Raw genomic sequence first — 22,775 nt, 5'->3', positions numbered from 1 at the left:
TAACAGGTCTGCTTTTTTAGGTATTTTCATTATATTTCTTTGTTTCAACATTTCTTGTTTTAGTTTAAAATGGAGATACATAATCGGAGGGTTAAAAATAATGGATTATAAACAAAGATATGAAGAATGGGTTCGAATGTTACCTGAGGGTGACCCCCTGAAAGATGAATTGTTGGCTATCAAGGATGATGATAATGAAATCAAAGAACGTTTTTATCAAAATTTAGCATTTGGTACTGCTGGTTTACGTGGCATTGTTGGTGCTGGTACAAACCGCATGAACTTTTATACAGTTGGTAAAGCAAGCCAAGGTGTAGCAGAGTATATCTGTGCACAGGGACAAGAAGCGATGGATAAGGGTATTGTAATTGCGCATGACCCAAGACATTTCTCAAAAGAATTCTCACAATTATCTGCTGGTATTTTCGCAGCGAATGGAATTAAAACGTATGTATTCCCAGACTTACGCCCTACGCCTGAACTTGCGTTTATGATTCGAAAGTTAGGTACAACATCTGGTATTAACATTACTGCTTCTCATAATCCTAAGGAATACAATGGCTATAAAGCTTATTGGAGTGATGGTTGTCAGGTAAGTAGTACTGTTGCGGATGGTATGGAAGAAAGAATTAACGCAGTTGATATTTGGAATGGTATTAAAAAGTCTGATTTCAATGAAGGCGTAGCTTCTGGCAAGATTGTTGTATTATCTGAAGAATATGACCGTGCATATTTAGATCTTGTAGAAAGTCTAGCAATTCACAGTGGTGATGAAATTGACTTAGATATTCCACTTGTATATACACCACTCAATGGTGCAGGGTCTATTCCATTTGCGACAATGATGAAGGACCGTGGATTTACTAACTGGCACATCGTACCAGAACAGAAGGATCCAGATCCAGACTTTACGACAGTAGGCTATCCTAATCCTGAAAGTCCAGCAGCGTTCAAGATGAGTGAAGAGCTTGGTAAGAAGGTTGGTGCAGAATTATTAATGGCTACTGACCCAGATAGTGATCGTTTTGCAATTGAATTACGTGATGATGATGGTAACTATATCCCATTAAATGGTAACCAGACAGGATACTTATTAGTCAATTACATCTTAGAAGGTCATAAGAGTGCTGGAACATTACCTGAAAAGGGTGTCATGATTAAGTCAATTGTTACTTCTACAATGAGTACTGTCATGGCAAATGCGTATGGTGTTGAGATGTATGAAGCATTAACAGGCTTCAAGAATATTTGCGGACGTATTCCTGCATTACTTGAGCAGGGATATACTTATCTATTCGGTTATGAAGAATCTGTAGGTTACGCAGCCAGTGTAGATATCCGTGATAAGGATGGTATCTCTGCTGGTATGTTAGTAGCAGAAGCTGCTGCTTACTATCGTAAGCAAGGTAAGACATTATGGAATGTATTACAGGAACTCTATGAGAAGTATGGATTCTATGCAGAAGATGAGCCAAACCTTGTATTAGAAGGTATTGCTGGTGCAGAACGTATCAAGCGTATGATGGTTTCTATCAGAAACAATCTTCCAACTGAAGTTGCTGGATATAAAGTAGAGAAGGTAATTGATTACTTACACGGATATGAAGATATTCCAGCATCTAACGTATTACGTTTCTATTTAGATAACGATAGTTGGTTCGCTGTACGCCCATCTGGAACAGAGCCAAAGATCAAGTTCTACTTCTATACAAAACAAGCTTCTCGCAAAGAAGCACTCGCAGTGAATGCGAAGATTAAAGAAGCAGTATTAGAAATTGTAAATGCAATTGAATAAAGATACCTTTGGGTATCTTTTTCTAACTTATGGTAAAATATTATGGGTGATAACAATGAAAAAGAAAACAAAACAAGTACAACGTATTGAAACAATGGAAGCGAATATGAACGAAGTAACTGCTGTCCTAGAAGAAACAATCAAGGCAACTAAGAAGTTAAAGCGTGTCATGAAGAAGTATGATGCGGTTAGTAAGTATTATGGTAGCCAAGATTGGTTTGATGATGCACAAGCACATAGTGCAGGAAAGCTTCCTGAAGATTTAGCTTGTGGTGTTCTATCAGAAGATCTTGCGTATAATATGATTGGTGATATGTATCAGTATGCATTGTCGCAACTTGAATTTGTAACAAACTTCTTAAAGAAACACTAAAGTATTTACCAGGAGGATGTTAAATGAGTAACATGAATAAAAACACTATCCATACAATTTTTCAAGTTGGTCAAAAATATCCTTCTTGTGAAAATGGGATTTGGATTGATTTTAAAGATAATACATTCTTATTTGTGATAAAGGATGATATTTGGACACAAGAGGAGCTAAGTAGATTAAAGACATCTGATGTGACAGTATCCTTTATTCAAAAGGGTATTATTGATGCATTTGTATTAGAGATATTTGATTGTTTGGAAGCTAGTGATTTACCATTCTATGCAAAGGATGGAGATGCAGAATTTATTGAAGCAATCAAATCAAAAAATTCATTTTCATTTGAAATCGTCTTTGTAAGTGGTAGTGATGAAGTTGTGGCGGTACGTCATGAAGAATTTAACAAAGAGGAATCTACTACATTACATGAAAAATTGCAAAAGAGATTGATGGAAGAAACGGATGGGTCAATGTTTGAAGCGGCGTATGAAAAGTTGATTTCTCGCTTTGAACCATTTGAACTCTTAGAGTTTGCGGTATTTACAAAGAAGTGTAGTTTACGAAAGAATTGAGGTAGCTATGATTTATATCGGTATTATTATCGTTACAGTATTAATTGATTTATTTTCAAAGATGTGGGCAGCTAGTTTAGGGTTGTTTCATGATATCCCTGTAATAGAAGGTTTCTTTCATATTACATACGTACAAAACACTGGTATGGCATGGTCATTGCTATCTGGACAACAAGGTGTACTTGCTCTTGTTGCGGCAGTGGCGATTGGTGTTATGGGTTGGTATCTATTTGTAAAGAAACCAGATATATTAACAGGAATATCTCTTGCATTAATGATAGGTGGTGCGGCAGGGAATCTAATTGATCGACTATTCTTAAATTATGTTAGAGACTTCTTAAATTTCTATATTTTTGGCTATGATTTCCCAGTGTTTAATGTTGCGGACATGGCTTTATGTATTGGTGTATTCTTATTGCTAATCGCAACATGGAAGGAAGAAAAAAATGGCAAAACAAACGTGGATCGTAAGTGAAGATACAAAAGAAAGATTAGATAAATATCTAAGTTTAAATACAGAACTATCTAGAACGCGTGTACAACAGCTTGCAGATGATGGCATGATATTCGTCAATGGAAAAGTCGCAAAGAGTTCATTAAAGGTTGTGGCAGGTGATGAAATCTGTTGTGATGTACCAGAAGATCGTCCAGTAGATATTCTTCCTGAGAATATTCCATTAGATATTCTATATGAAGATCATGATATTATCGTTATCAATAAGCCAAAGGGTATGGTCGTTCATCCAGCACCTGGTAATTATTCTAATACGATGGTAAATGCACTGTTATATCATTGTAAGGATTTATCGGGTATTAATGGTGTGATTCGTCCGGGTATCGTTCATCGTATCGATAAAGATACGACAGGTTGTATTGTGGCATGTAAGAATGACAAAGCACATGAAGCGATTGCTAAGCAGTTGGAGAATAAGACTTGTCATCGTGTTTATAAAACTATCGTTGTTGGAAACATCACACATGATGATGGTTTAGTGGATGCGCCAATTGGACGTGATCCGCGTGATCGTCAACGCATGAAGGTAACTGAAGAAAATAGTCGTGATGCTAGAACTCATTTCCATGTGTTAGAACGTTTTAATGTTGCAACTTACCTCGAATGTCGTTTAGAAACAGGAAGAACGCATCAAATTAGAGCACATATGAAATATATCAATCATCCAGTGATGGGAGATGAAAAGTATGGGCAGCCATGTCCATATATGGATACACAAGGTCAGGTACTACACGCCAGTGAATTAACGTTAGTTCATCCTACAACAGGGGAAACGATGACATTCCATGCACCACTACCAGAATACTTTGAAAAGTTATTAAATATTCTTCGTAAGAGGGTAGCCTAATGAAACAAAGAAAGACAATTGCGACAAATAGTATTATCGCAATATGTTTTGTGGTATGGGTGTTTATTCAATTATTTCCAAGTGATAGTACAATTACAAATTCAATTTTGATTGGTGCTTTCTATAAACCTTTTGTTTTAGCAGGTGAGTTTTGGCGATTATTAACAGCAGGTTTTGTTCATGTTCATTTATGGCATTTAGCGATGAACATGATGGCTTTATTATCACTTGGCAAAGTCTTTGAACCATTATTAGGGATTAGAAGATATCTGTTGATACTAATACCTTCAATTATTGTGGGATCTCTATTTGTACTAGCTTCACCAGAAAATAGTTTTGTTGTAGGACTTTCTGGTGGTATTTATGGGTTACTAGCAGCGTATGTGACATTGATTTTACGTACTGGTGGTTGGAGAATTCCTCCGGTACGTGCGGCGCTCGTGAATATGTTGTTTATCAATCTCTTATTGAACTTCTTGCCAAATATTTCTGTACACGCACATTTAGGTGGCTTTGTGACAGGACTGATTATGTATGGATTTATTACAACAGATAAAGCAGAGGTTTGCAAACGTGTAAATCATATTGTCGCTCTTGTTGGGTTAGTTGGAGTTTTATGCTTTATTTCATGGCAGAATCGCTATGTCCCAACGCGTTCTCGATATCTAGGGACAGATTTAAAGGTATTGCAAATTTTGAATGATGGTCCATTGCATCAGTATTCTATTTTCTTAGCTGAAAGATTGGATACTGTATATGGATTAGATGATGGATTTGTACAGGTTCTAGGAAAGGAATAGATTATGACAAAACAAGATAATATCTTAAGTTGGGACGAGTATTTTATGGGTCTTGCGCATTTATCAGCCTTACGTTCAAAAGATCCTAATACAAAGGTTGGTGCAGCGATTGTTGATGATAACCACCGCGTTGTATCTGTTGGTTATAATGGTTTTCCAAAGGGATGTTCTGATGAAGTTTTCCCTTGGGGACGTGATGGCGATACTTTGGATTCTAAGTATGCCTTTGTTGTACATGCAGAGTTAAATGCTATTTTAAATTCGAAGTGGCCGGTTACAGGATGTACGATTTATGTATCTTTATTCCCATGCAATGAATGTGCGAAGGCAATTATTCAATCTGGTATTCATCGCATTGTATATGAATCTGATAAATATAATGGAGTTGATACTAATATCGCCAGCAAGCGTATGTTAAAAGCTGCTGGTGTAGAGTTAGTACAACTCAAAGATACAATTCATTTAAATGTTGAAAAGATTCCAAATCCAGAATTATAGAAGATTTGGAATCTTCTCACTTTCTAATGAAAGAAGGTAAAGATGAAAAAATTGATTATCGTAATCCTATTAGTGACTTCAATCCTAGTCGGATGTACGACAAATGAATTAACAAATAAAACAGATACTGAAGAACTAGTGTTTCAACCATACCTAGAAATCCAGAAAAACTCATCTATTTCGTTAGGGATACACAACGTACCTGAAGGATATATGGTTCCCGCAAAACAACAGGGTAAAGTTGTACGCTTTGACTACATGACAAATACCTATGACTATCAAGACAGAGTCATGAAGAAATATGCGTATGTATATATTCCGTACGGATATGAAACAAGTACAGAACGATATGATGTTGTGTATACCATGCATGGTCATACGGGAGATGTAACTTCCTTTCCGGGTGAATTAGATGATTTAACAGATATAAAAAATGTAATTGATCATCTGATTGAAAAGAAAGAGATGAAGCCAATGTTAATGGTATTTGCGTCCTATTATCACGATAATGTCGATATGGATACAGATGATTATGATGCAAGTTTAACGGAAGCTTTTGGCAAAGAACTACAGAATGATTTGATACCACAATTTGAAAATGCATATCATACATATGCTAGCTCTACAAGTGAAGAAGACTTAATCGCTTCAAGAGATCATCGTATCTTCTTGGGATTTTCCATGGGTGCCGTCACAACATGGTATCGCATGATGGATAGCATGAGATACTTTAGATACTATGTGCCTTTTAGTGGATCGCTATACTGGGGAAACCGTACTACAGTAGCGCAATATGGTCGTGATAATCCAGCTTGGACAGCACAACTTTTAGAAAATGCAATCATTGCACAAGGATATACAGCAGACGACTTTTATGTATTAACACTTACAGGCACAAAGGATTTTGCGTATCGAACGGTAAAGATGCAAATAGACGATATGAAACAACATCCAGACATATTTCATTATGATAGTGATGAAGTAGAAGGAAATTTTACATTATTACTTGCCGCAAATGAAGAACATGACTATCATGCGAAAAGATTATATATCTTTAATTCTCTACCAATTCTTAGTCAGATGATAGCGAAGAGGGATGCGTTAAGTTCGTTAATTCATGATTGACGAATCAGATTGAATATTGTATCCTAGTTAACAGAAAAAACAGGCTTTAATATAGTACGAGATACTATGAAGGCGATGATAGATTACACTCTAGTAGTTTTTTTAGAGGAACTTGTAATAGATTACTTACAACCTTTGTATATTTTGTGCAAAGGTTGTTTTTTTTATGAAAAAGGAGAATGTAAAATGAAGAAGACATCGAGAAATCTGACAGTGAAAATGATGGGTGCATTAGGCTGTGGTCTCATTGTTGGTTTATTAGTGATTTTTCTAAGAGAAATATTAATGAAGGGAAATCAGGCAGAACTATGGAATACGATTAATAATCTGTTTTTCGCAGATATTTCTGCCGAAGGAAATGAGAAAGCGATTGGTATCTTCTACATTGTTGGACAATTATTCGTACGTGCATTACAAGTAGTTATCATTCCAATGGTATTTACAAGTATTGTACTAGCAATGATACATATTTCTGATACAAAGAAGTTAGGTCGTATCTCTGGTAAGACAATTGGATATTTTATGTTAACAACGATATGTGCCATTGTGATTGCGGCACTGGCAGGGCTTGTAGCATATAATGCAGGGGTATTTACCAATAGTGCCGTAGACTTAACACAAGCTACTGGAACAGCTGCTAAAAATCCTCTTATGATTGTTGTTAATGCGATTCCAAACAATATTACTACAGCATTTGGGAATAATGGTGCAGTACTTGCGGTAGTAGTTAGTGCAGCGATGGTAGGTATCTGTATCAATCACTTACAGGATAAAGTTACAGTACTTGTAAAACTATGCGAAGAAATTAACGCAATTATAACGGTATTCCTAGATATTGTTATCAATCACTTTGGACCAATTGCCATCTTCTGCTTAATTGTTAGAACTTGTGCAAGTTATGGTGTAACACACCTACAACCTGCTATCGCTTATGTACTCTTAACGGTATGTATCTTATTACTTGTGCTTGTGACGGGATATGCGTTATTTATTAAATTATCAACTGGTTTAAATCCAATTCCATTTGTTAAGAAGATATTTAAGGTAGCATTATTTGGATTCTCAACATCTTCCAGTGCCGCAACGCTTCCACTAAACATGAAGACAACTATTGAAGAACTTGGTGTAAATGAGGAAATCGCATCCTTTGTACTGCCACTTGGTATGACAGTTAACATGGATGGTACTGCAATTATGCAGGTTATCGCAACGATCTTTATTGCTGGATGTGCTGGATATCCAATGACATTTACAAGTATTCTTACAATCGGTTTCCTAGCAATCGTTGCATCTGTAGGAACACCAGCAGCACCTGGTGCAGGTGCAGTCATTCTATTTACAATCCTAAGTGGTGTAGGTTTCAACAATGAACTTGCATTAATGACATATACATTAATTCTCGCAATCAACCGTCCGATTGAGATGCTAGTAACATCCCTCAATGTAGTTGGTGATAGTGCTTGTGCAATCGCCGTTGCAAAGAGTGAAGGAGCATTAGATGTAGAAGCATACGAAAAACTATAATCAAATTCATATACAAAATACAGGAGGAGAACAAAATGAGTAAAGAAGTAATCATCGCATGTGACTTTAACAGCCAGGAAAAAACACTAGAGTTTCTACAACAATTCAAGGATGAAAAACCATATGTCAAGATTGGTATGGAAGTCTTCTATGGTAATGGTCCAGAAATCGTTAGACAAATCAAGCAGCAAGGACATCAAATCTTTCTTGATTTGAAATTACACGATATTCCTAATACGGTTTATCATGCGATGAGCATGCTTGCACAGTTGGATGTTGACATGGTCAATGTCCATGCGGCAGGAACAATTGAAATGATGAAGGCTGCACGCAAAGCATTAGATGATCATGGAAGCAAGGCAATCTTACTTGCGGTAACACAATTAACCAGTACAACAGAGGAAGCTATGCACGAAGAATTACTCATTCCACAAACGATGCAGGAAACAGTTGCTCAATACGCATTAAATGCGAAGAAGGCAGGTTGTGATGGTGTAGTATGTTCTCCATTGGAAGTAGAAATTGTTAAAAAGGTATGTGGCGAAGACTTCCAAACGGTTACTCCAGGTATTCGCTTTGCGACAGATAGCAAGGGTGACCAAAAGCGTGTGACTACACCTGCAATTGCACATCAATTGGGTTCTGACTATATCGTTGTAGGAAGATCTATTACAAAAGCAGAAAATCCAGTAGAAGCGTATCGCTTAGCCACAAAACAATTTCAGACAGGAGAAGAATAAGATGAAAAAACGTATTGCCAAAGACCTATTAGACATCCAAGCAGTATTTTTAAAGCCACAAGACCCATTTACATGGGCGAGTGGTATCAAGTCTCCAATCTATTGTGATAATCGTTTGACGCTTTCTTATCCAAAGGTTCGTGAAGATGTAGAAAATGCTTTAGCAGAAATTATTCGTAAAGAATATCCATCATGTAATATGGTTATGGGTACAAGTACTGCAGGTATTGCGCATGCGGCAATCGTTGCCACAATACTTGGTTTCCCAATGGGGTATGTACGTACATCTTCAAAAGATCATGGACGTCAAAATCAAATTGAAGGTAAGCTCATAGATAACGCAAAGATTGTGGTTATTGAAGACTTGATTTCTACGGCAGGTTCAGCCGTTGAAGTTGTAGAAGTACTACGTAAAGAAGGAGCGGAAGTATTAGGTATCGCATCTATCTTTACGTATGGTATGCGTAAGGCGACAGAGCGTTTGGCAGAACACAATGTACGGAATGTATCTGCTTCTGATTACGATACACTGTTATCAGTTGCAGTAGCAGAAAATTACATCAAAGACAGTGATGTAGAAGCACTCTTACACTTTAGAAATAATCCAAGTGATGAAAGCTGGATGTTAAAATAATTCTTTCAAATTATCATTAACTCTTTTATAATGGCATACATGGACAGAAGAAAATTAGTAACACTTACAAATCTTTGTATGATTACCAAAGGTGATGAAATTCTTGTTATCGATAGACAAAAGAAAGATTGGCCGGGGTTTACCTTTCCTGGTGGTCATGTAGAGGATGATGAATCGATTGTTGATTCTGTAATCCGTGAGGTAAAAGAAGAAACAGGATTAAATATTCAAAACCCTAAACTTTGCGGAGTGAAAGATTGGGTAAATTCTGATGGTAGCCGGTATATCGTATTCTTGTATACATGTAATACTTTTACTGGTGATATTATCTCTTCTAATGAGGGAAATGTATCTTGGATAAAGCGTGAAGACTTTTTGAAATTGAAGTTATCAGTCGACATGGATGTTTTGATTCGTGTATTTGAAGATCCTGATATTACAGAGTTTTACTATCAAAAAGTAAATGAAGAATGGAATATACACTTAAAGTGATATTCTGTTTTTTTCTTTTACGATATGAACGTGATACTATAGTAGTAGATATAAAGTTCGTTCATTAGGAGGAATCATTATGTATATTGAGATAATGCAGCCAGTGTTTATTCTGATGGTGATTTTAGTTGTAGGAATTTTTGTTTTTGCGACAACATTGCAAAGATATCACTCTGCAGGAGAGAAAACCGATATTCGTAATTATAATGACTATGGTGAACCAGCAAAATCACTCTATACGAGTCGATATTTATTTAGCTTTCATAAAGATATTGATGTAACGGATGAAAATGATAATGTAGTCTATCATTCATCTTCAAAATTATTTTCTTTTACAAATGAAACAACGATTACGGATGCACAAGATAGAGTTGTCGCAAAGATTGAAAGAAAGTTATTTTCACTTCACTTAATTCACTACATTGATATCGTTGGTGGAACGTCATTTGAACTTTCTAAAGACTTATTCCGCTTTTTGGATATGAAATTTACCATTGATGAACTTGGTTGGACTTTACAGGGTGATTTTACAAATTTGAACTTTGTATTATATAACAATCAAGAACGTGTCATTGCGGTTGTAGGACAGAAACTATTATCTATGCGTGATAAATATTGTATTGATTTGTATGATGTAAATGAAGAAACGACTGTAGTCGCGATTGTCATCACGTTAGAGAATATGCTGATGGCTAGAAGAAACGCAAATCGTTCTTCATCTCATTCTCATAATAGTAATATGTAAGTTATAAAAATACGTGTATTGATGATTCATACACGTATTTTTTCTGTATTTTTAAAATGTAATTTAGCAATTTCCCCAAGGCGCTCGAGTCCATATCGTTCAACAAACGCTTGTGCAACGATATCTACTTTATCTCCTGATCCTTTCGGTAGAGTCATGTTATATTTTTTCTCCATTTCTTCCCATGTTTTTAGAAAACCATAACGTGAGATGATAGAACCAACAGCGACGGATAAGTATTTATCTTCTGCTTTTGTTTCAAAATGAATACCACGAATAATTTGTGGCTCATTTTTCAGATAGCGATAATAAGAAGTTTCTGGTGTAAATTGATCAATAATCTTAAAACTTGGAAGTTCTATTTTCTTAGCAAGGTTGATATAGGCTTGGTTATGCAACTTTGCCTTAATAGCGTTTAGGTTATTTGACTCATGTACTCGATTGTATTTTTGTGGAGGTACAATCAATAAACTATGAGGAATACGCTCCATAAGTAAAGGTCCAATCTTTAACATATCCGCATCACTCATTTGTTTAGAGTCACGTACACCAAGCTTTATAAGGAAATCGACATTATCTTGTGTAACGTAACTAGCACATACACATACTGGCCCAAAGTAATCGCCAGTACCAACTTCATCACTACCCGCTTGGGGATATTGATTTGTCGTAGCGGTATTTGGAATTTCATCTTGTCCCTGCATAAAAGCTGCTGCGTATACATTTGCGTCTTTTCCTTGGAATACAGTTTTACCTGATGTATAACAAGTAATGACACAGTTTTCTGGTTTTAATTGCCATTTTGCATACTGTGGAGGTGTAGTTTGAAATTCGCTAAAAGTTTTGAACAATTGTTCCTCTTGAAACGATTTGAGTTTTAAAGTAATTGTGTTATTCATGCATTATATTTTATCATGCTGTTGGAAGTTTGCACTGTTTTGTTTTATCATCTTTATAGAGGAGGATTCTTTATGTTCACTTTACAAGAAAATTGGGCAATTTATTTTAGTGCTTTTATCGTTATATTTTTTGTTTTAAAAGCAGCGCAAGGATACAATACCGGTATTTTACGCCGGTTGATAGGACTTGTAGGTTCTATTATTTCATATTGGATTGCTTGGATATTATGTGGTGTATTTGCAAAATACGTTACAATTGTTCCGAGTAAATATCTTGGTTTAGCAGGTTCGCCATTAGAGGAAGTTGCGAAAACATATGTTAATCAGATAGCTTGGTTTATCTTATTATTCTTAGTTTTGCGTATTTTATTCTTTGTAGTTGACCGCATCGCAAAGGGCGTACATAAAGTTCCTGGAATTCATGCGATTAGTGCGCTATTAGGTGCTGCTTTTGGTGTTTTAGAGGCCTTTGTATGGATTGTTGTGATTACGGTATTCTTATGTACACCACTCTTTAAGAATAGTAGCTATATTGTAGAAAATTCCTTGTTTAAACAAGTAAACCAAGTGACACAGCTGGTTGCAAAGGATTATTTAGGGCCATTATTTAGTAGTGAAGGTTTCTCAAAGATTGAAGATGGCACAAAGACATTAACTGATTTACAACGAAACGCAGTTGAAAACTGGTTAAAAGATAATGGGTTTGTTGATGAAAGTAAACTGATGAAATAGGAGTTAGTATGAGTGTAATTGGTAGTCTAGAATTGAATGTGATATTAGAACAGGTAAAAAAACAATGTTCTTTTTCACTTGGCATTGAATACGTAGATACCATCAAACCATCATTTGACCCACTTGTGATACGTCGTGAACATGCATACATGAAAGAAGCACTTGCAATGTGTATTCATGAAGATCGTTTACCAATGTCTCAAATAAAGGATTTAAAAGATATTTTATTAAACGCAAAAAAGGGTAGAACTTTAACCGCACAAGAATTAATTGATGAGATGTTTTTGATACAAGGCATTCAAGGAATATTAAATTATTTTAAATCGATGAATGCTTTAGCACACGAACATCTACAAGACCTATATGATACATTAATTGTTCATGAGAAAATCGCAAAAGAGATAGGTAATTGTTTAAATCAATATGGTGAAGTAATGGATAAAGCTTCGACAGAGTTAAAGTCGATTCGTAGTAGTTTATCGCGCATTGATGGTGAAATCGCAACTGCCGCAAATCGATTTGTAGTAAGTCATTCAGATAGTGTGGTTGACTCTATTGTGACAATGCGAAATGGTCGTGCAGTTATCTTGGTGAAAGCATCAGATAAGAATATGTATGGTGGTTTACTGCATGGTGATAGTGCGTCAAAACAAGCATCATATATTGAACCTGCATCACTTGTTGGTTTAAATAATCGTAAGATGGAACTTGTTGAGAAAGAAAAAGAGGAGATTCATCGTATCTTGACGATGTTATCAAGAAGTGTATCATCGATTGCGGATGAAGAAATATCCAATATTGAAACATGTGGTATCTTAGATGCTATCTTTGCGAAAGCTCAATGGGGTAAACTTCATGATGGTGTTGCGGCCGAACTCACAGAACAAAAGGAAATTGAAATTATACGTGCCAAACATCCTCTTATTGATCCAAAGAAGGTAGTGGCGAATAACTATCATTTACGTGATCCAAAACGTATTCTTTTAATTACTGGTCCAAATACAGGTGGCAAAACTGTATCTATGAAAGTGATTGGTCTATTCGTCTTAATGACTTATGTTGGTATTCCTGTCACTGCAGAAAGTGCTATCATTCCTTTCTTTGATAATGTGTTTGTGGACATTGGTGATGATCAATCTGTTGTAGAATCTTTATCAAGTTTTAGTGCACATATCAAGAAACAAGCTGAAATTATTCGTAGCGCAACAGAAAATAGTTTAGTACTCATGGATGAAGTTGGCTCTGGTACAGATCCTAAAGAGGGTGAGAGTCTGGCAATTTCTATCTTGAATTATTTAAGAGATGTTAAAGCAACATGCGTTGCAACAACACACTATGGCCGTTTAAAAGCATATGGCAAACGCCACGACGATATTATGGTCGCAAGTGTTCAATTTGACCAAGAGAAGCTAGAGCCTACATATCGTTTTATCGAAGGTTTAACAGGACAATCGAATGCGTTTGAAATTGCGGAACGATATGGGTTGCCTAAATCAATTATTAAGTATGCTTCTTTCTTAAAAGAACAAGCCAAATCACAAGAAGATATTTTGATTGAACGTTTAGAAACACAGTTAAATGAAACAACCTTAAAGAATGATGAGCTTAGTCAAAAGATTGCGGAAGTAAAGGCATTACAGGAATCTCTTATTAAAGAGCGTAATCAACTCTTAAAAGAAAAAGATGATTGGCAAAAGAATGCACAAGCTGAAGCCAACCAATACATTGAAGAAGCACAAAATAAGGCAGATGAAATTCTTGCACAAATGCGCAATGAACAAGCAAAGTATCATGAAGTGCTCAATGTACGTAATCAATTAAAGAAGATTCAACCACTCGAAGAAGTGGATGAAACGAATTATGACAATATCACCTATCATGTTGGTGATGCGGTAGAACTACGTTCTTCCAATCAAGTATGCGAAGTAATCAAGATTGGAAGAAAAGAAATTACTGTGAGTCTTAATGGTAGAATGATTCATGTAAAGAAAAATCAGATTCGCCCAAGTTCACATGTCATTCCAAAGAACAAGACAAATACATCTGTACATATACGTTCACATAACATCTATGCAAGCATGTCACTTGAATGTAACTTAATTGGTATGCATGTAGATGAAGGAATTGAAAAGATGAAAGACTATATGGATCAAGCAAAGATTCATGGTCTTAAGACATTCCGTATTATTCATGGAGATGGTACAGGTAAGTTACGTAAGGCTGTACATGATAAATTACGTAGTGATAAGTCGGTTAAAGAATTTAGACTAGGAATGCCTCAAGAAGGTGGAACAGGCGCAACTGTAGTAACATTAAACTAAAGGAATACAATGGATAAAGAATATATCAAAGCAAAACTAAAGAACTTACCAAATGAACCAGGTAGTTATCAGATGAAGGATAAAAACGGAGAAATCATCTACGTTGGTAAGGCAAAGAATCTTCATAATCGTGTGAACCAATACTTTGTTGGTGCGCACGATTTTAAGACGACTAAAATGGTTAGTAATATCGATGATTTTGACTTTATCGTCACACGAAGTGAAAAAGAAGCTTTGGTATTAGAAATTAACTTAATCAAGAAATATCGTCCAAAATATAATATTCAATTTATCGATGATTCATCTTATCCATATATCAAACTGACGAAAGAAAAGTATCCACGTTTATTAATAGCACGCGATGCAAAGAAAGATAAGAAGGCAAAGTACTTTGGACCATTTCCAGATGCGACAGCTGCTAGAACAACTTTAAAACTATTACAATCACTCTATCCATTTAGAAGATGTACACACTTGGAACCTAAGGTATGCTTGTACTATCACATGCATCAATGTATTGGACCATGTGAATTTGATATAGATCCAAAGGTCTATGATGAGATGAGCGATAAAGTTGTTCGTTTCATGAATGGTGATACCAAAGATGTAGAAGTCGAGTTACAAACAAAGATGTTAGAAGCTAGCCAAGCACTTGAGTTTGAAAAAGCGCAAGAATATAAAGAGATGTTAGAGTCAATACGCCATGTAGTAAATGACAAGCAAAATATTGAAAAAGATAACCGCGGCTCACGAGATGTTTTTGCTTGGTATGCTAAAAAAGGTTATCTTGCGATTACTGGATTCTTAGTGCGTGAAGGAACAATTCTGAACAAGGAATTCCGACTTAGACCACTTTATGGTGATGCAGAAGAAGAATTTACATCTTTCTTAGTACAGTATTACCAAGAGCATCCATCTGTTCGCGAACTTGTATTGCCGATGGAGTTAGATGTTACAGCATTACAGGAAGTATTAGATATGCCTATCTTTCAACCGCAAAAGGGTTATAAAGTGAAACTCTTAGATATGTGCGTTGAAAATGCTAAAAAACAATTAGACCTTAAGTTCAATGCGGTCGCAAGACAAGATAAATTAACAGAACAAGCTGTATCACAGCTTTGTGAAATTGCAAAACACCCGATGAATCGTGTTGAGTTATTTGATAACTCTCATATTAGTGGGGCTTTTACAGTTGCCTCATGTGTTATATATGAAGATGGATATCCAGATCGTAAGAATTATCGCTTATATAAGCTACATACAGGGAATTCTGATGTGGATTCAATGAAGGAAGTTATCTATCGCCGTTATTTCCGTATGCTAAAAGAAGGGACTAGAATGCCAGATGGTATTATTGTTGATGGTGGTAGAACACAGATTGACGCAGCAAAGGAAATTCTAGATTCACTTGATTTATCGGATGCAATCAAGTTAATGGGTTTGGTAAAGGATGATAAACACAGCACAAATGCCTTAATGGATACAAACGGTGATATCTTTGATATCGATAAAGATTCTGGTTTATTCTTCTTGCTAACACGTATGCAGGATGAAGTTCACCGTGTTGCGATTACGTATCATCGAAAGCTGCGCACAAAGGCACAGACTAAATCTGTTTTAGATGAGATTGCCGGTGTAGGTCCTAAACGTAAGAAGTTATTATTAAAGGAGTTCGGCAACTTCACAAATCTAAAAGCCGCAACGGCTGAAGACATTGCGAAGGTTGTACCTTTAGAAGTAGCAAAAGCTGTATATGATGCATTGCATCAAGCATATGAAAATACCGATGCATAAAGCACATCGGTATTCGTTTTATTTGGTGAATATACGTTTGAAGACTTCACTATTACCACGTCTTACAAACTCACGTTTACCAGCTGTTAGGTAACCTTTAAGGCCTTGTAAGTCCTCATCTTGACGATAAGTTAGAATGATAGAAACAACGATAGGAAGAAGAATCTTAATGAGTTGCTTCTGAATTTTCTTCTTTACTTTATTTTGCTCATCGATTGCGTTTGAAACGTATTGTAAATGATCAACTTTAGCTTTAATCACTTGAATATTAACATTAGTAGTCTTTATTAATTTTTGGAAGTTCATCATTTTTAATAAAAATATGGTGAGATAACATATAAGAAATGCGCATGCGGCATATAAGAAATACATGTTGTAGGGATAAATATTCATATAAATACGCTCCTTAATGGTATTTTAACATGTTTATCTCTTTTACGTATGACAAAGATTCATTATAATAGTTACAACGGTGAACGAAATGTCAAAGGATATTATATTGGTGAGTGACTCTCATAGACAAACGGAATGTTTAAAACAGATTCGCAAGATGTATCCCGATGCATATGCATACTTACATGCGGGTGATAGTGAACTGCCTAGGCAATTAACAGAAGGATATGCATGCGTACAAGGCAATTGCGATTACTACGGCGATTATGAGTCTGAACTTGTATTTGAAGTAGAAGGCCACCATATTTTATTGGTGCATGGTCATCATGATATTGGATATGGCTCGTTATTTGGTCTAGTACGACATGCAAGAGAGCGCGGTTGTGATATTGTATGCTTTGGACATACGCATGTTCCATATGATGAACAGTTTGAAGAGATTCATTTATTTAACCCTGGTTCACTTAGCTATAATCGTGACGGTTCTAAGCCATCGTATATGATTTTACATTTTGATGGACAACAAGTATCTGCAGAATTAAAACGATATAAAATGTAAATTTAATCTTGAAAACTGATAGATATTTTGATATATTAATTGTGCTGTCCTCGTAGCTCAGCTGGATAGAGCTCACGCCTTCTAAGCGTGTGGTCAAGAGTTCGAATCTCTTCGAGGACGCCATATAGAAAAGATACCGTCGGCAATCAGTCGACGGTATCTTTTATCTAGGAGGCTATATGACAAATTACTACGATGAAATTCTTACTGAGATAGAAGGTTTAATGCAACAAGGCAAATATGGTGATGCGAATTTCTTAGTTCAAAAAGAATTGAATATGCCATATATTCCTATTGATATCGAACAAAAATTAAAAAGTTATAAAAGAGAACTAAACTATCGCTTGAGCGATGTAAAAGAGATTAAAGAAGATAGTTTGGATTCTCTATTAAGAAAGTTAAAAGGAAAGCCAAAGTCACAATTAGCAGCTGCCAGTGTATTGGTAACACGTAACTTGCGAGATTGCCTTGTTGAGATTAAAGATTATTTATCTAAAGATCCATGTCCAGAGGCAGCTGCGTTATTGATTGAAGGTCTTTCTGAACAAGAAATTTCTGATGAATTTACACTGATTAAGAATGGCGTTGAATATACATTCTGGTCAGATGATATTGTTCCTGTACATAAGTCTGAAGGTTTCTTGAAGGCACAATCCTATCTAAAAGATTGGTTAGAGAATGATCATCCAAATTTCTATGAGATGGCTAGGACGTTATTAATTCATGAAGTATATGTATTTTTACCGCTGTCTTATGATGTGGACGAAGCAGAAGATTTAGCACTTGCAATGCTGAAACAAGTATCAGATATGATGGATGAAGGGGAAATCTATCAGAAAGTATCTAAACAACTTGCATATGTGAAAACATTGCATTGACTTTCATCCCTAAACTTTGTAGGATATTAGCAGGCATAGTGGTCGAGTGCTAAAATCGACCGTAATATAGTAAAAACATAGCCGAAATATTGTATCTTTGGTATAATATGCAAGCAATAAAAAAGCGAAAAGGAGTTAATAAGATGTCAAATTGGACACTCAAAGAAAAATCAGTTGGAGATTTAACAGTTAAAATTGAAGGTAAAGAATGGGCAGATGCAGTAAAGAAGGCATTCAATAAGATTGCTAAGAATGTATCTATCAATGGTTTCCGTAAGGGACAGGCACCTAAGGCTTTGATCGAAAAGCGTGTTTCTGATAACGAAAGATTCATCACAGCTGTAGATGATAACGCAAACGTATGGATGCGTGCAGCATTAGAAGCTGAAAAATTAGTACCTATTAGCCAACCACAGTTGGATATTAAGTCTATTGATGCAAATGGTGTTGAATTAGTATTTACATTTGCTGTTATGCCTGAAGTGAAGTTAGGCGATTATAAGGGATTAGAATACAATCTTGATGAAGTTGCTGTAAGCGATGAAGAAGTTGAGGCTGAATTAAACCGTATGCGCGAGCAGTATGCAGAAGTTCAGACTAAGGATGGCGCTGCTGCTGAAGGCGATACAGTGAATATTGACTACGAAGGTTTCAAGGATGGTGTTGCATTTGATGGTGGTAAGGGTACTAATTATGATTTAGTATTAGGTTCCCATTCCTTCATCCCTGGATTTGAAGAACAGTTAGTTGGCGTTAAGGCTGGTGAAGAAAAGGAATTAAATCTTACATTCCCAGAGAATTACCATGCTGAAGATTTAAAGGGCGCAGCTGTTGTATTCAAAGTTAAGGTTAACGAAGTTAAGACTAAGGTATTACCAGAAGTTAACGATGACTTTGCAAAGGATGTTAATGCTGCCGGTGTTGAAACAGTCGCTGACTTAAAGAACATGATTCGTACACGTATCGAAGATGGTAAGAAGTCTCAGGCTGAAAACAAGGCTGATACAGCACTAATGGATAAGTTAGTTGAAAATGCAGAAATTGACTTACCAGAAGTACTTGTTGAAGAAGAAGTGAATAACCAAATTCAACAGTTAGCACAACAGATTTCTCAATATGGTATGAACTTCAACCAATACTTATCTATGATGGGCAAGAAGATTGAAGATGTTCGTGCTGAATATACTGATAACGCTACTAAGACAGCGAAGTTAAGATTGATTCTTGAAGAGATTGCTAAGGTTGAAGCTTTAGAGCCAACTGAAGAAGATCTTGAAAATGAATACAACAACATCGCTGCACAGTACAATATGCCGGTTGAACAAGTGAAAACATATATCAGTGTAGATATGTTGAAGCGTGATGTTCGTAACGAAAAGGCGTATGCATTCGTTAAGGAAAACGCTGCTGGTGGCAAGAAGCCTGCGAAGAAGGCTGCTAAGAAGACAACAAAGAAAGCAGAGAAGACTGAAGCTACAGAAGAAAAGCCGGTAAAGAAGACAACACGTAAAAAGAAGAGCGAAGTAGAAGAAACTGCTGAGTAATTCGTTTACAATATAGAATGTTAATAAGACGCTGCTCGCGTCTTATTTTCAAAAGTGATTCAGGAGGTATGAATATGAGCGAAAATGTGAATGTTCGTGTACCTGTCGTATGTACTAGAGGAATTGTTGTATTCCCTGGACATGATGTAATGATTGAAGTAGGAAGACCAAAATCAATCAATGCCGTGAATGAGGCAGGTGCCTCATACGACAGTATGGTTTGGCTTGTTTGTCAGAATGATATTATGGTAGACAATCCAACAGAGAAAGATTTATATACAGTCGGAACAATTGCGAAGATCAAAGTTGTACGTAAGAAAGAAGGTTTCATGCGTGTGACTTTTACTGGCATGCGTCGTGCGAAGTTAGCGAAACTTTACGATAGTAAAGAGCTAATGTATGCAGATGTTACTCCATTAACCGATTCTTATGGTGATAAGAGCGAAGAATACGCATTGGTGAAAAAGGTAGTTGATAAATTAGAAGGAATGGCGCAGGTAGCTGCAGTATTTCCACCTGAGGTTGTACAACAGTTATCTCTTGGTGTAAATGCTGAAACATTAGGGGATCAATTTGGTCAATATTTTAGTTTATTTGACCAAGCAACTCGTCAGCGTTTATTAGAAACGACAAACGTTAATGATCGTTTATTGTTAATCGTTGAAGAGTTGGAAAAACAGCAGCGTTATTCTGAACTTGAGACAGTCATCAATGATCGTGTTAAAGATCGTATTGATGATAGTCAAAAAGAATACTATCTACGTGAAAAACTAAAGGCTATTAAAGAAGAACTTGGTGATGTATCTAATATGACAGATGATGTCGCTGAGTTACGTGAACAGATTGAAAAAAATCCTTATCCAGAACATGTTAAACAAAAGGCACGTGAAGAGTTACGTAAATATGAAATGCTTCCTCCAGGAAGTGGAGAAGCAAGTGTTTCTCGTAACTATTTAGATTGGCTATTAACAGTTCCGTGGTGGCAAACTACAGAAGATATTGAAGATTTAAAGGCTGTACGTAATGTCCTTGATGAAGACCATTATGGTCTTGATAAGATTAAGGATCGTATTATGGAGTATTTAGCCGTAAAGCAGATGACACAATCTCTTAACAGCCCAATCTTGTGCTTAGTAGGTCCTCCAGGTGTTGGTAAGACTTCGTTAGCAAAGTCGATTGCTCGTGCATTAGACCGTAAGTTTGTAAAGATGTCTGTAGGTGGTGTGCGTGATGAAGCTGAAATTCGTGGCCATCGTCGTACATATCTTGGTTCAATGCCAGGTCGCATCATTCAAGGAATGAAGCGTGCTGAGGTATTAAATCCAGTATTTTTAATTGATGAATTAGATAAGATGGGTGCTGACTACAAAGGTGATCCAAGTGACGCAATGCTTGAGGTTTTAGACCCTGAGCAAAATGCAGTATTCTCAGATCACTATCTTGAAGAGCCATATGATTTATCTAAGGTCATGTTTATTGCGACGGCAAACTACTTAGAAAATATTCCTGGTCCTTTGCGTGATCGTTTAGAGATTATTGATTTGTCTTCTTATACAGAACTCGAGAAGGTAAGTATTGCCAAGGATTATTTGGTGCCTAAACAACTAAAAAACAATGGTCTAAAGCCAGCACAGTTTAAATTGAAAGATACAGAGATTCTATACTTGATTCGTCATTACACACGTGAAGCGGGTGTTCGTCAATTAGAGAGAATTATTGCGTCATTATGCCGTAAGACTGTTCTAGCAATTTTACGTGATAATAAGAAATCAATTACTGTTACCAAGAAACAAATTGGTGAATGGTTAGGGAAGATTATCTTTGAATATGGTAATAAAGAAAAGAAGAATCAAATTGGTTGCGTAACTGGTCTTGCCTATACACAGTTTGGTGGCGATGTACTTCAGATTGAAGTAAACCACTTCGAAGGTAAAGGTAGACTTGTTATTACGGGTCAATTAGGAGATGTTATGAAGGAAAGTGCATCTATTGCGCTTGACTATGTAAAGGCTCATGCGAAAGAGTTAAATATTGACCCTAAATTCTTTGATTCCAATGACATTCATATTCATGTGCCAGAAGGTGCAGTTCCAAAGGATGGTCCTTCAGCTGGTGTTACTCTAACAACTGCGATTGTTTCTGCACTTACAGATACACCGGTCTATCGTGATATTGCGATGACTGGTGAAGTAACACTGCGTGGTAATGTATTACCAATTGGTGGCTTAAGAGAGAAGTCGTTAGCTGCACACCGTGTTGGTATTAAGAAAGTCTTGATTCCAAAGAATAATGTTCGCGACTTAGATGATGTACCAGAAACAGTGAAAAAGGCAGTTACATTTATTCCTGTTGAGACTGTTTCTCAAGTGCTTAGGGAGGCGTTGGTGCACTAATGCAGTACCATGATGCATTCCTGCTAAAGACAGCAGCGTTAGAGACACAGTGGCCTGTGAGTGATTTACCTGAAATTATCTTTGTAGGAAGATCGAATGCAGGAAAAAGTACACTTATTAATGGCTTAGTGAATCGTAAAAACTTAGCATACTCTGGTAAGACACCAGGTAAGACAAGACTTTTGAATTTCTTCTCTGTCGATAACAAGGTTGTATTTACGGATGCACCTGGGTATGGTTATGCGACAAGTGATCGTCAAAGTGCTTTGGCATTCGCTAAGTTAATTGATCCATATTTTGCAAAAAGAGATCAGTTAAAAGCAATGATTATTGTATTGGATGCTAGAAGAGTTCCAAGTAATGACGATATACAAATGGTTGAATATGGCAAAGAATCACATCTAGCAATCTTTGCGGTATGCACGAAAATTGATAAGTTATCGAGAAGTCAAATGTTACAGAATTTAAAAAAGATTTCTGCAACTCTAGGTATCCAAGAGAATGCATTAATTCCTGTGAATTCTGAGAAAAAACAAGGCTTAGAAGTTGTTTGGGAAAAGATTGACCAACTTATAGCACAATAGATGGTTTCTACTTCGGTAGATA

The 22,775-nt window shown here is 36.2% G+C and carries 23 protein-coding genes and 1 tRNA gene; 22 read left to right on the top strand and 2 right to left on the bottom strand.

Features of this window, described 5'->3' with window-relative positions:
• The first annotated feature begins 100 nt into the window (after nucleotides 1–100).
• The 13 genes from RWM19_RS00625 to RWM19_RS00565 all read left to right on the top strand — a co-directional run bounded on the left by RWM19_RS00625 (nucleotide 101) and on the right by RWM19_RS00565 (nucleotide 10,656).
• Nucleotides 101–1,795, top strand: coding sequence for a phospho-sugar mutase (locus tag RWM19_RS00625; RefSeq protein ID WP_313982635.1), 1,695 nt, complete (start codon nucleotides 101–103; stop codon nucleotides 1,793–1,795).
• A gap of 55 nt (nucleotides 1,796–1,850) precedes the next feature.
• Entirely contained in the window at nucleotides 1,851–2,168 is a 318-nt protein-coding gene (locus tag RWM19_RS00620) for a DUF4298 domain-containing protein (protein ID WP_313982633.1), read from the top strand.
• Nucleotides 2,169–2,191: 23 nt separating this feature from the next.
• Entirely contained in the window at nucleotides 2,192–2,737 is a 546-nt protein-coding gene (locus RWM19_RS00615; protein WP_313982631.1) for a hypothetical protein, read from the top strand.
• 7 nt (nucleotides 2,738–2,744) lie between these two features.
• Entirely contained in the window at nucleotides 2,745–3,212 is a 468-nt protein-coding gene (gene lspA, locus RWM19_RS00610) for a signal peptidase II (RefSeq protein WP_313982629.1), read from the top strand.
• The gene (locus tag RWM19_RS00605; RefSeq protein ID WP_313982627.1) at nucleotides 3,184–4,098 is read left to right on the top strand and encodes an RluA family pseudouridine synthase; all 915 of its coding nucleotides are present in this window, start codon (nucleotides 3,184–3,186) and stop codon (nucleotides 4,096–4,098) included. Before lspA ends, RWM19_RS00605 begins: the two co-directional genes overlap by 29 nt.
• On the top strand, nucleotides 4,098–4,898 hold the full coding sequence (locus tag RWM19_RS00600) for a rhomboid family intramembrane serine protease (protein ID WP_313982625.1): 801 nt from the start codon (nucleotides 4,098–4,100) through the stop codon (nucleotides 4,896–4,898). The genes RWM19_RS00605 and RWM19_RS00600 overlap by 1 nt, the downstream gene beginning before the upstream one ends.
• 3 nt (nucleotides 4,899–4,901) lie before the next feature.
• On the top strand, nucleotides 4,902–5,396 hold the full coding sequence (locus RWM19_RS00595) for a dCMP deaminase family protein (protein ID WP_313982623.1): 495 nt from the start codon (nucleotides 4,902–4,904) through the stop codon (nucleotides 5,394–5,396).
• Between the two features lie 42 nt (nucleotides 5,397–5,438).
• Complete coding sequence (locus RWM19_RS00590) at nucleotides 5,439–6,521, top strand: alpha/beta hydrolase-fold protein (RefSeq protein ID WP_313982621.1); 1,083 nt, start codon at nucleotides 5,439–5,441, stop codon at nucleotides 6,519–6,521.
• A gap of 186 nt (nucleotides 6,522–6,707) precedes the next feature.
• Nucleotides 6,708–8,045 (top strand): dicarboxylate/amino acid:cation symporter, encoded by a 1,338-nt coding sequence (locus RWM19_RS00585; protein ID WP_313982619.1) that lies wholly within the window; start codon nucleotides 6,708–6,710, stop codon nucleotides 8,043–8,045.
• A 35-nt stretch (nucleotides 8,046–8,080) separates the two neighbouring features.
• Nucleotides 8,081–8,785: an orotidine-5'-phosphate decarboxylase gene (pyrF, locus tag RWM19_RS00580; RefSeq protein ID WP_313982617.1), complete on the top strand. Its 705-nt coding sequence runs from the start codon at nucleotides 8,081–8,083 to the stop codon at nucleotides 8,783–8,785.
• A 1-nt stretch (nucleotide 8,786) separates the two neighbouring features.
• Nucleotides 8,787–9,419: an orotate phosphoribosyltransferase gene (gene pyrE / locus RWM19_RS00575; RefSeq protein ID WP_313982615.1), complete on the top strand. Its 633-nt coding sequence runs from the start codon at nucleotides 8,787–8,789 to the stop codon at nucleotides 9,417–9,419.
• Nucleotides 9,420–9,458: 39 nt separating this feature from the next.
• A complete protein-coding gene (locus tag RWM19_RS00570; protein WP_313982613.1) occupies nucleotides 9,459–9,911 on the top strand; it encodes an 8-oxo-dGTP diphosphatase in 453 nt (150 codons plus the stop codon).
• A gap of 79 nt (nucleotides 9,912–9,990) precedes the next feature.
• Nucleotides 9,991–10,656, top strand: coding sequence for an LURP-one-related family protein (locus RWM19_RS00565; protein WP_313982611.1), 666 nt, complete (start codon nucleotides 9,991–9,993; stop codon nucleotides 10,654–10,656).
• A 26-nt stretch (nucleotides 10,657–10,682) separates the two neighbouring features.
• Here RWM19_RS00565 and rnhC read toward each other — a convergent pair whose 3' ends face one another.
• On the bottom strand, nucleotides 10,683–11,555 hold the full coding sequence (gene rnhC / locus RWM19_RS00560) for a ribonuclease HIII (RefSeq protein WP_294023212.1): 873 nt from the start codon (nucleotides 11,553–11,555) through the stop codon (nucleotides 10,683–10,685).
• A gap of 72 nt (nucleotides 11,556–11,627) precedes the next feature.
• Between rnhC and RWM19_RS00555 the strand changes: the two genes are divergently transcribed.
• From RWM19_RS00555 to uvrC, 3 genes are read left to right on the top strand one after another with little or no spacing between them, the layout of a single operon-like run.
• A complete protein-coding gene (locus RWM19_RS00555; RefSeq protein WP_294023211.1) occupies nucleotides 11,628–12,287 on the top strand; it encodes a CvpA family protein in 660 nt (219 codons plus the stop codon).
• A gap of 8 nt (nucleotides 12,288–12,295) precedes the next feature.
• Entirely contained in the window at nucleotides 12,296–14,608 is a 2,313-nt protein-coding gene (locus tag RWM19_RS00550) for an endonuclease MutS2 (protein WP_313982608.1), read from the top strand.
• A 9-nt stretch (nucleotides 14,609–14,617) separates the two neighbouring features.
• On the top strand, nucleotides 14,618–16,402 hold the full coding sequence (uvrC, locus tag RWM19_RS00545) for an excinuclease ABC subunit UvrC (protein WP_313982606.1): 1,785 nt from the start codon (nucleotides 14,618–14,620) through the stop codon (nucleotides 16,400–16,402).
• 18 nt (nucleotides 16,403–16,420) lie between these two features.
• On the opposite strand, the gene RWM19_RS00540 is transcribed toward uvrC, so the two are convergent.
• On the bottom strand, nucleotides 16,421–16,795 hold the full coding sequence (locus RWM19_RS00540) for a hypothetical protein (protein WP_313982604.1): 375 nt from the start codon (nucleotides 16,793–16,795) through the stop codon (nucleotides 16,421–16,423).
• Nucleotides 16,796–16,883: 88 nt separating this feature from the next.
• On the opposite strand from RWM19_RS00540, the gene RWM19_RS00535 reads away from it, so the two are divergent.
• From RWM19_RS00535 to yihA, 6 genes are all read left to right on the top strand, one after another.
• Nucleotides 16,884–17,354 carry a metallophosphoesterase gene (locus RWM19_RS00535; RefSeq protein ID WP_294025987.1) on the top strand — a complete coding sequence of 157 codons (471 nt, stop codon included), beginning with the start codon at nucleotides 16,884–16,886 and terminating at the stop codon, nucleotides 17,352–17,354.
• Nucleotides 17,355–17,400: 46 nt separating this feature from the next.
• A tRNA-Arg gene (locus RWM19_RS00530) sits at nucleotides 17,401–17,477 on the top strand.
• A gap of 56 nt (nucleotides 17,478–17,533) precedes the next feature.
• Nucleotides 17,534–18,232 (top strand): DUF3196 family protein, encoded by a 699-nt coding sequence (locus tag RWM19_RS00525; RefSeq protein ID WP_313982602.1) that lies wholly within the window; start codon nucleotides 17,534–17,536, stop codon nucleotides 18,230–18,232.
• Nucleotides 18,233–18,375: 143 nt separating this feature from the next.
• On the top strand, nucleotides 18,376–19,776 hold the full coding sequence (gene tig, locus RWM19_RS00520; protein WP_313982600.1) for a trigger factor: 1,401 nt from the start codon (nucleotides 18,376–18,378) through the stop codon (nucleotides 19,774–19,776).
• Nucleotides 19,777–19,850: 74 nt separating this feature from the next.
• Nucleotides 19,851–22,169, top strand: coding sequence for an endopeptidase La (gene lon / locus RWM19_RS00515; RefSeq protein WP_399553420.1), 2,319 nt, complete (start codon nucleotides 19,851–19,853; stop codon nucleotides 22,167–22,169).
• On the top strand, nucleotides 22,169–22,753 hold the full coding sequence (gene yihA / locus RWM19_RS00510; RefSeq protein WP_294023880.1) for a ribosome biogenesis GTP-binding protein YihA/YsxC: 585 nt from the start codon (nucleotides 22,169–22,171) through the stop codon (nucleotides 22,751–22,753). The genes lon and yihA overlap by 1 nt, the downstream gene beginning before the upstream one ends.
• The last annotated feature ends 22 nt before the right edge of the window (nucleotides 22,754–22,775 follow it).

This window comes from uncultured Solobacterium sp. (assembly GCF_963517755.1).
GTDB lineage: Bacteria > Bacillota_I > Bacilli_A > Erysipelotrichales > Erysipelotrichaceae > Bulleidia.
The sequence above is the reverse complement of the archived record's forward strand: the minus strand, read 5'-3'. Positions and strand labels throughout refer to the sequence as shown.

Bases quoted from the DNA above. Each gene is read 5' to 3' on its own strand.
- RWM19_RS00615 (WP_313982631.1), top strand. From the start codon at position 2,192: ATGAGTAACATGAATAAAAACACTATCCATACAATTTTTCAAGTTGGT.
- pyrE (WP_313982615.1), top strand. From the start codon at position 8,787: ATGAAAAAACGTATTGCCAAAGACCTATTAGACATCCAAGCAGTATTT.
- RWM19_RS00625 (WP_313982635.1), top strand. From the start codon at position 101: ATGGATTATAAACAAAGATATGAAGAATGGGTTCGAATGTTACCTGAG.
- uvrC (WP_313982606.1), top strand. From the start codon at position 14,618: ATGGATAAAGAATATATCAAAGCAAAACTAAAGAACTTACCAAATGAA.
- RWM19_RS00585 (WP_313982619.1), top strand. From the start codon at position 6,708: ATGAAGAAGACATCGAGAAATCTGACAGTGAAAATGATGGGTGCATTA.
- tig (WP_313982600.1), top strand. From the start codon at position 18,376: ATGTCAAATTGGACACTCAAAGAAAAATCAGTTGGAGATTTAACAGTT.
- RWM19_RS00605 (WP_313982627.1), top strand. From the start codon at position 3,184: ATGGCAAAACAAACGTGGATCGTAAGTGAAGATACAAAAGAAAGATTA.
- rnhC (WP_294023212.1), bottom strand. From the start codon at position 11,555: ATGAATAACACAATTACTTTAAAACTCAAATCGTTTCAAGAGGAACAA.
- RWM19_RS00600 (WP_313982625.1), top strand. From the start codon at position 4,098: ATGAAACAAAGAAAGACAATTGCGACAAATAGTATTATCGCAATATGT.
- pyrF (WP_313982617.1), top strand. From the start codon at position 8,081: ATGAGTAAAGAAGTAATCATCGCATGTGACTTTAACAGCCAGGAAAAA.
- RWM19_RS00550 (WP_313982608.1), top strand. From the start codon at position 12,296: ATGAGTGTAATTGGTAGTCTAGAATTGAATGTGATATTAGAACAGGTA.
- lspA (WP_313982629.1), top strand. From the start codon at position 2,745: ATGATTTATATCGGTATTATTATCGTTACAGTATTAATTGATTTATTT.
- RWM19_RS00595 (WP_313982623.1), top strand. From the start codon at position 4,902: ATGACAAAACAAGATAATATCTTAAGTTGGGACGAGTATTTTATGGGT.
- RWM19_RS00555 (WP_294023211.1), top strand. From the start codon at position 11,628: ATGTTCACTTTACAAGAAAATTGGGCAATTTATTTTAGTGCTTTTATC.
- yihA (WP_294023880.1), top strand. From the start codon at position 22,169: ATGCAGTACCATGATGCATTCCTGCTAAAGACAGCAGCGTTAGAGACA.
- RWM19_RS00620 (WP_313982633.1), top strand. From the start codon at position 1,851: ATGAAAAAGAAAACAAAACAAGTACAACGTATTGAAACAATGGAAGCG.
- lon (WP_399553420.1), top strand. From the start codon at position 19,851: ATGAGCGAAAATGTGAATGTTCGTGTACCTGTCGTATGTACTAGAGGA.
- RWM19_RS00535 (WP_294025987.1), top strand. From the start codon at position 16,884: ATGTCAAAGGATATTATATTGGTGAGTGACTCTCATAGACAAACGGAA.
- RWM19_RS00525 (WP_313982602.1), top strand. From the start codon at position 17,534: ATGACAAATTACTACGATGAAATTCTTACTGAGATAGAAGGTTTAATG.
- RWM19_RS00590 (WP_313982621.1), top strand. From the start codon at position 5,439: ATGAAAAAATTGATTATCGTAATCCTATTAGTGACTTCAATCCTAGTC.
- RWM19_RS00570 (WP_313982613.1), top strand. From the start codon at position 9,459: ATGGACAGAAGAAAATTAGTAACACTTACAAATCTTTGTATGATTACC.
- RWM19_RS00565 (WP_313982611.1), top strand. From the start codon at position 9,991: ATGTATATTGAGATAATGCAGCCAGTGTTTATTCTGATGGTGATTTTA.
- RWM19_RS00540 (WP_313982604.1), bottom strand. From the start codon at position 16,795: ATGAATATTTATCCCTACAACATGTATTTCTTATATGCCGCATGCGCA.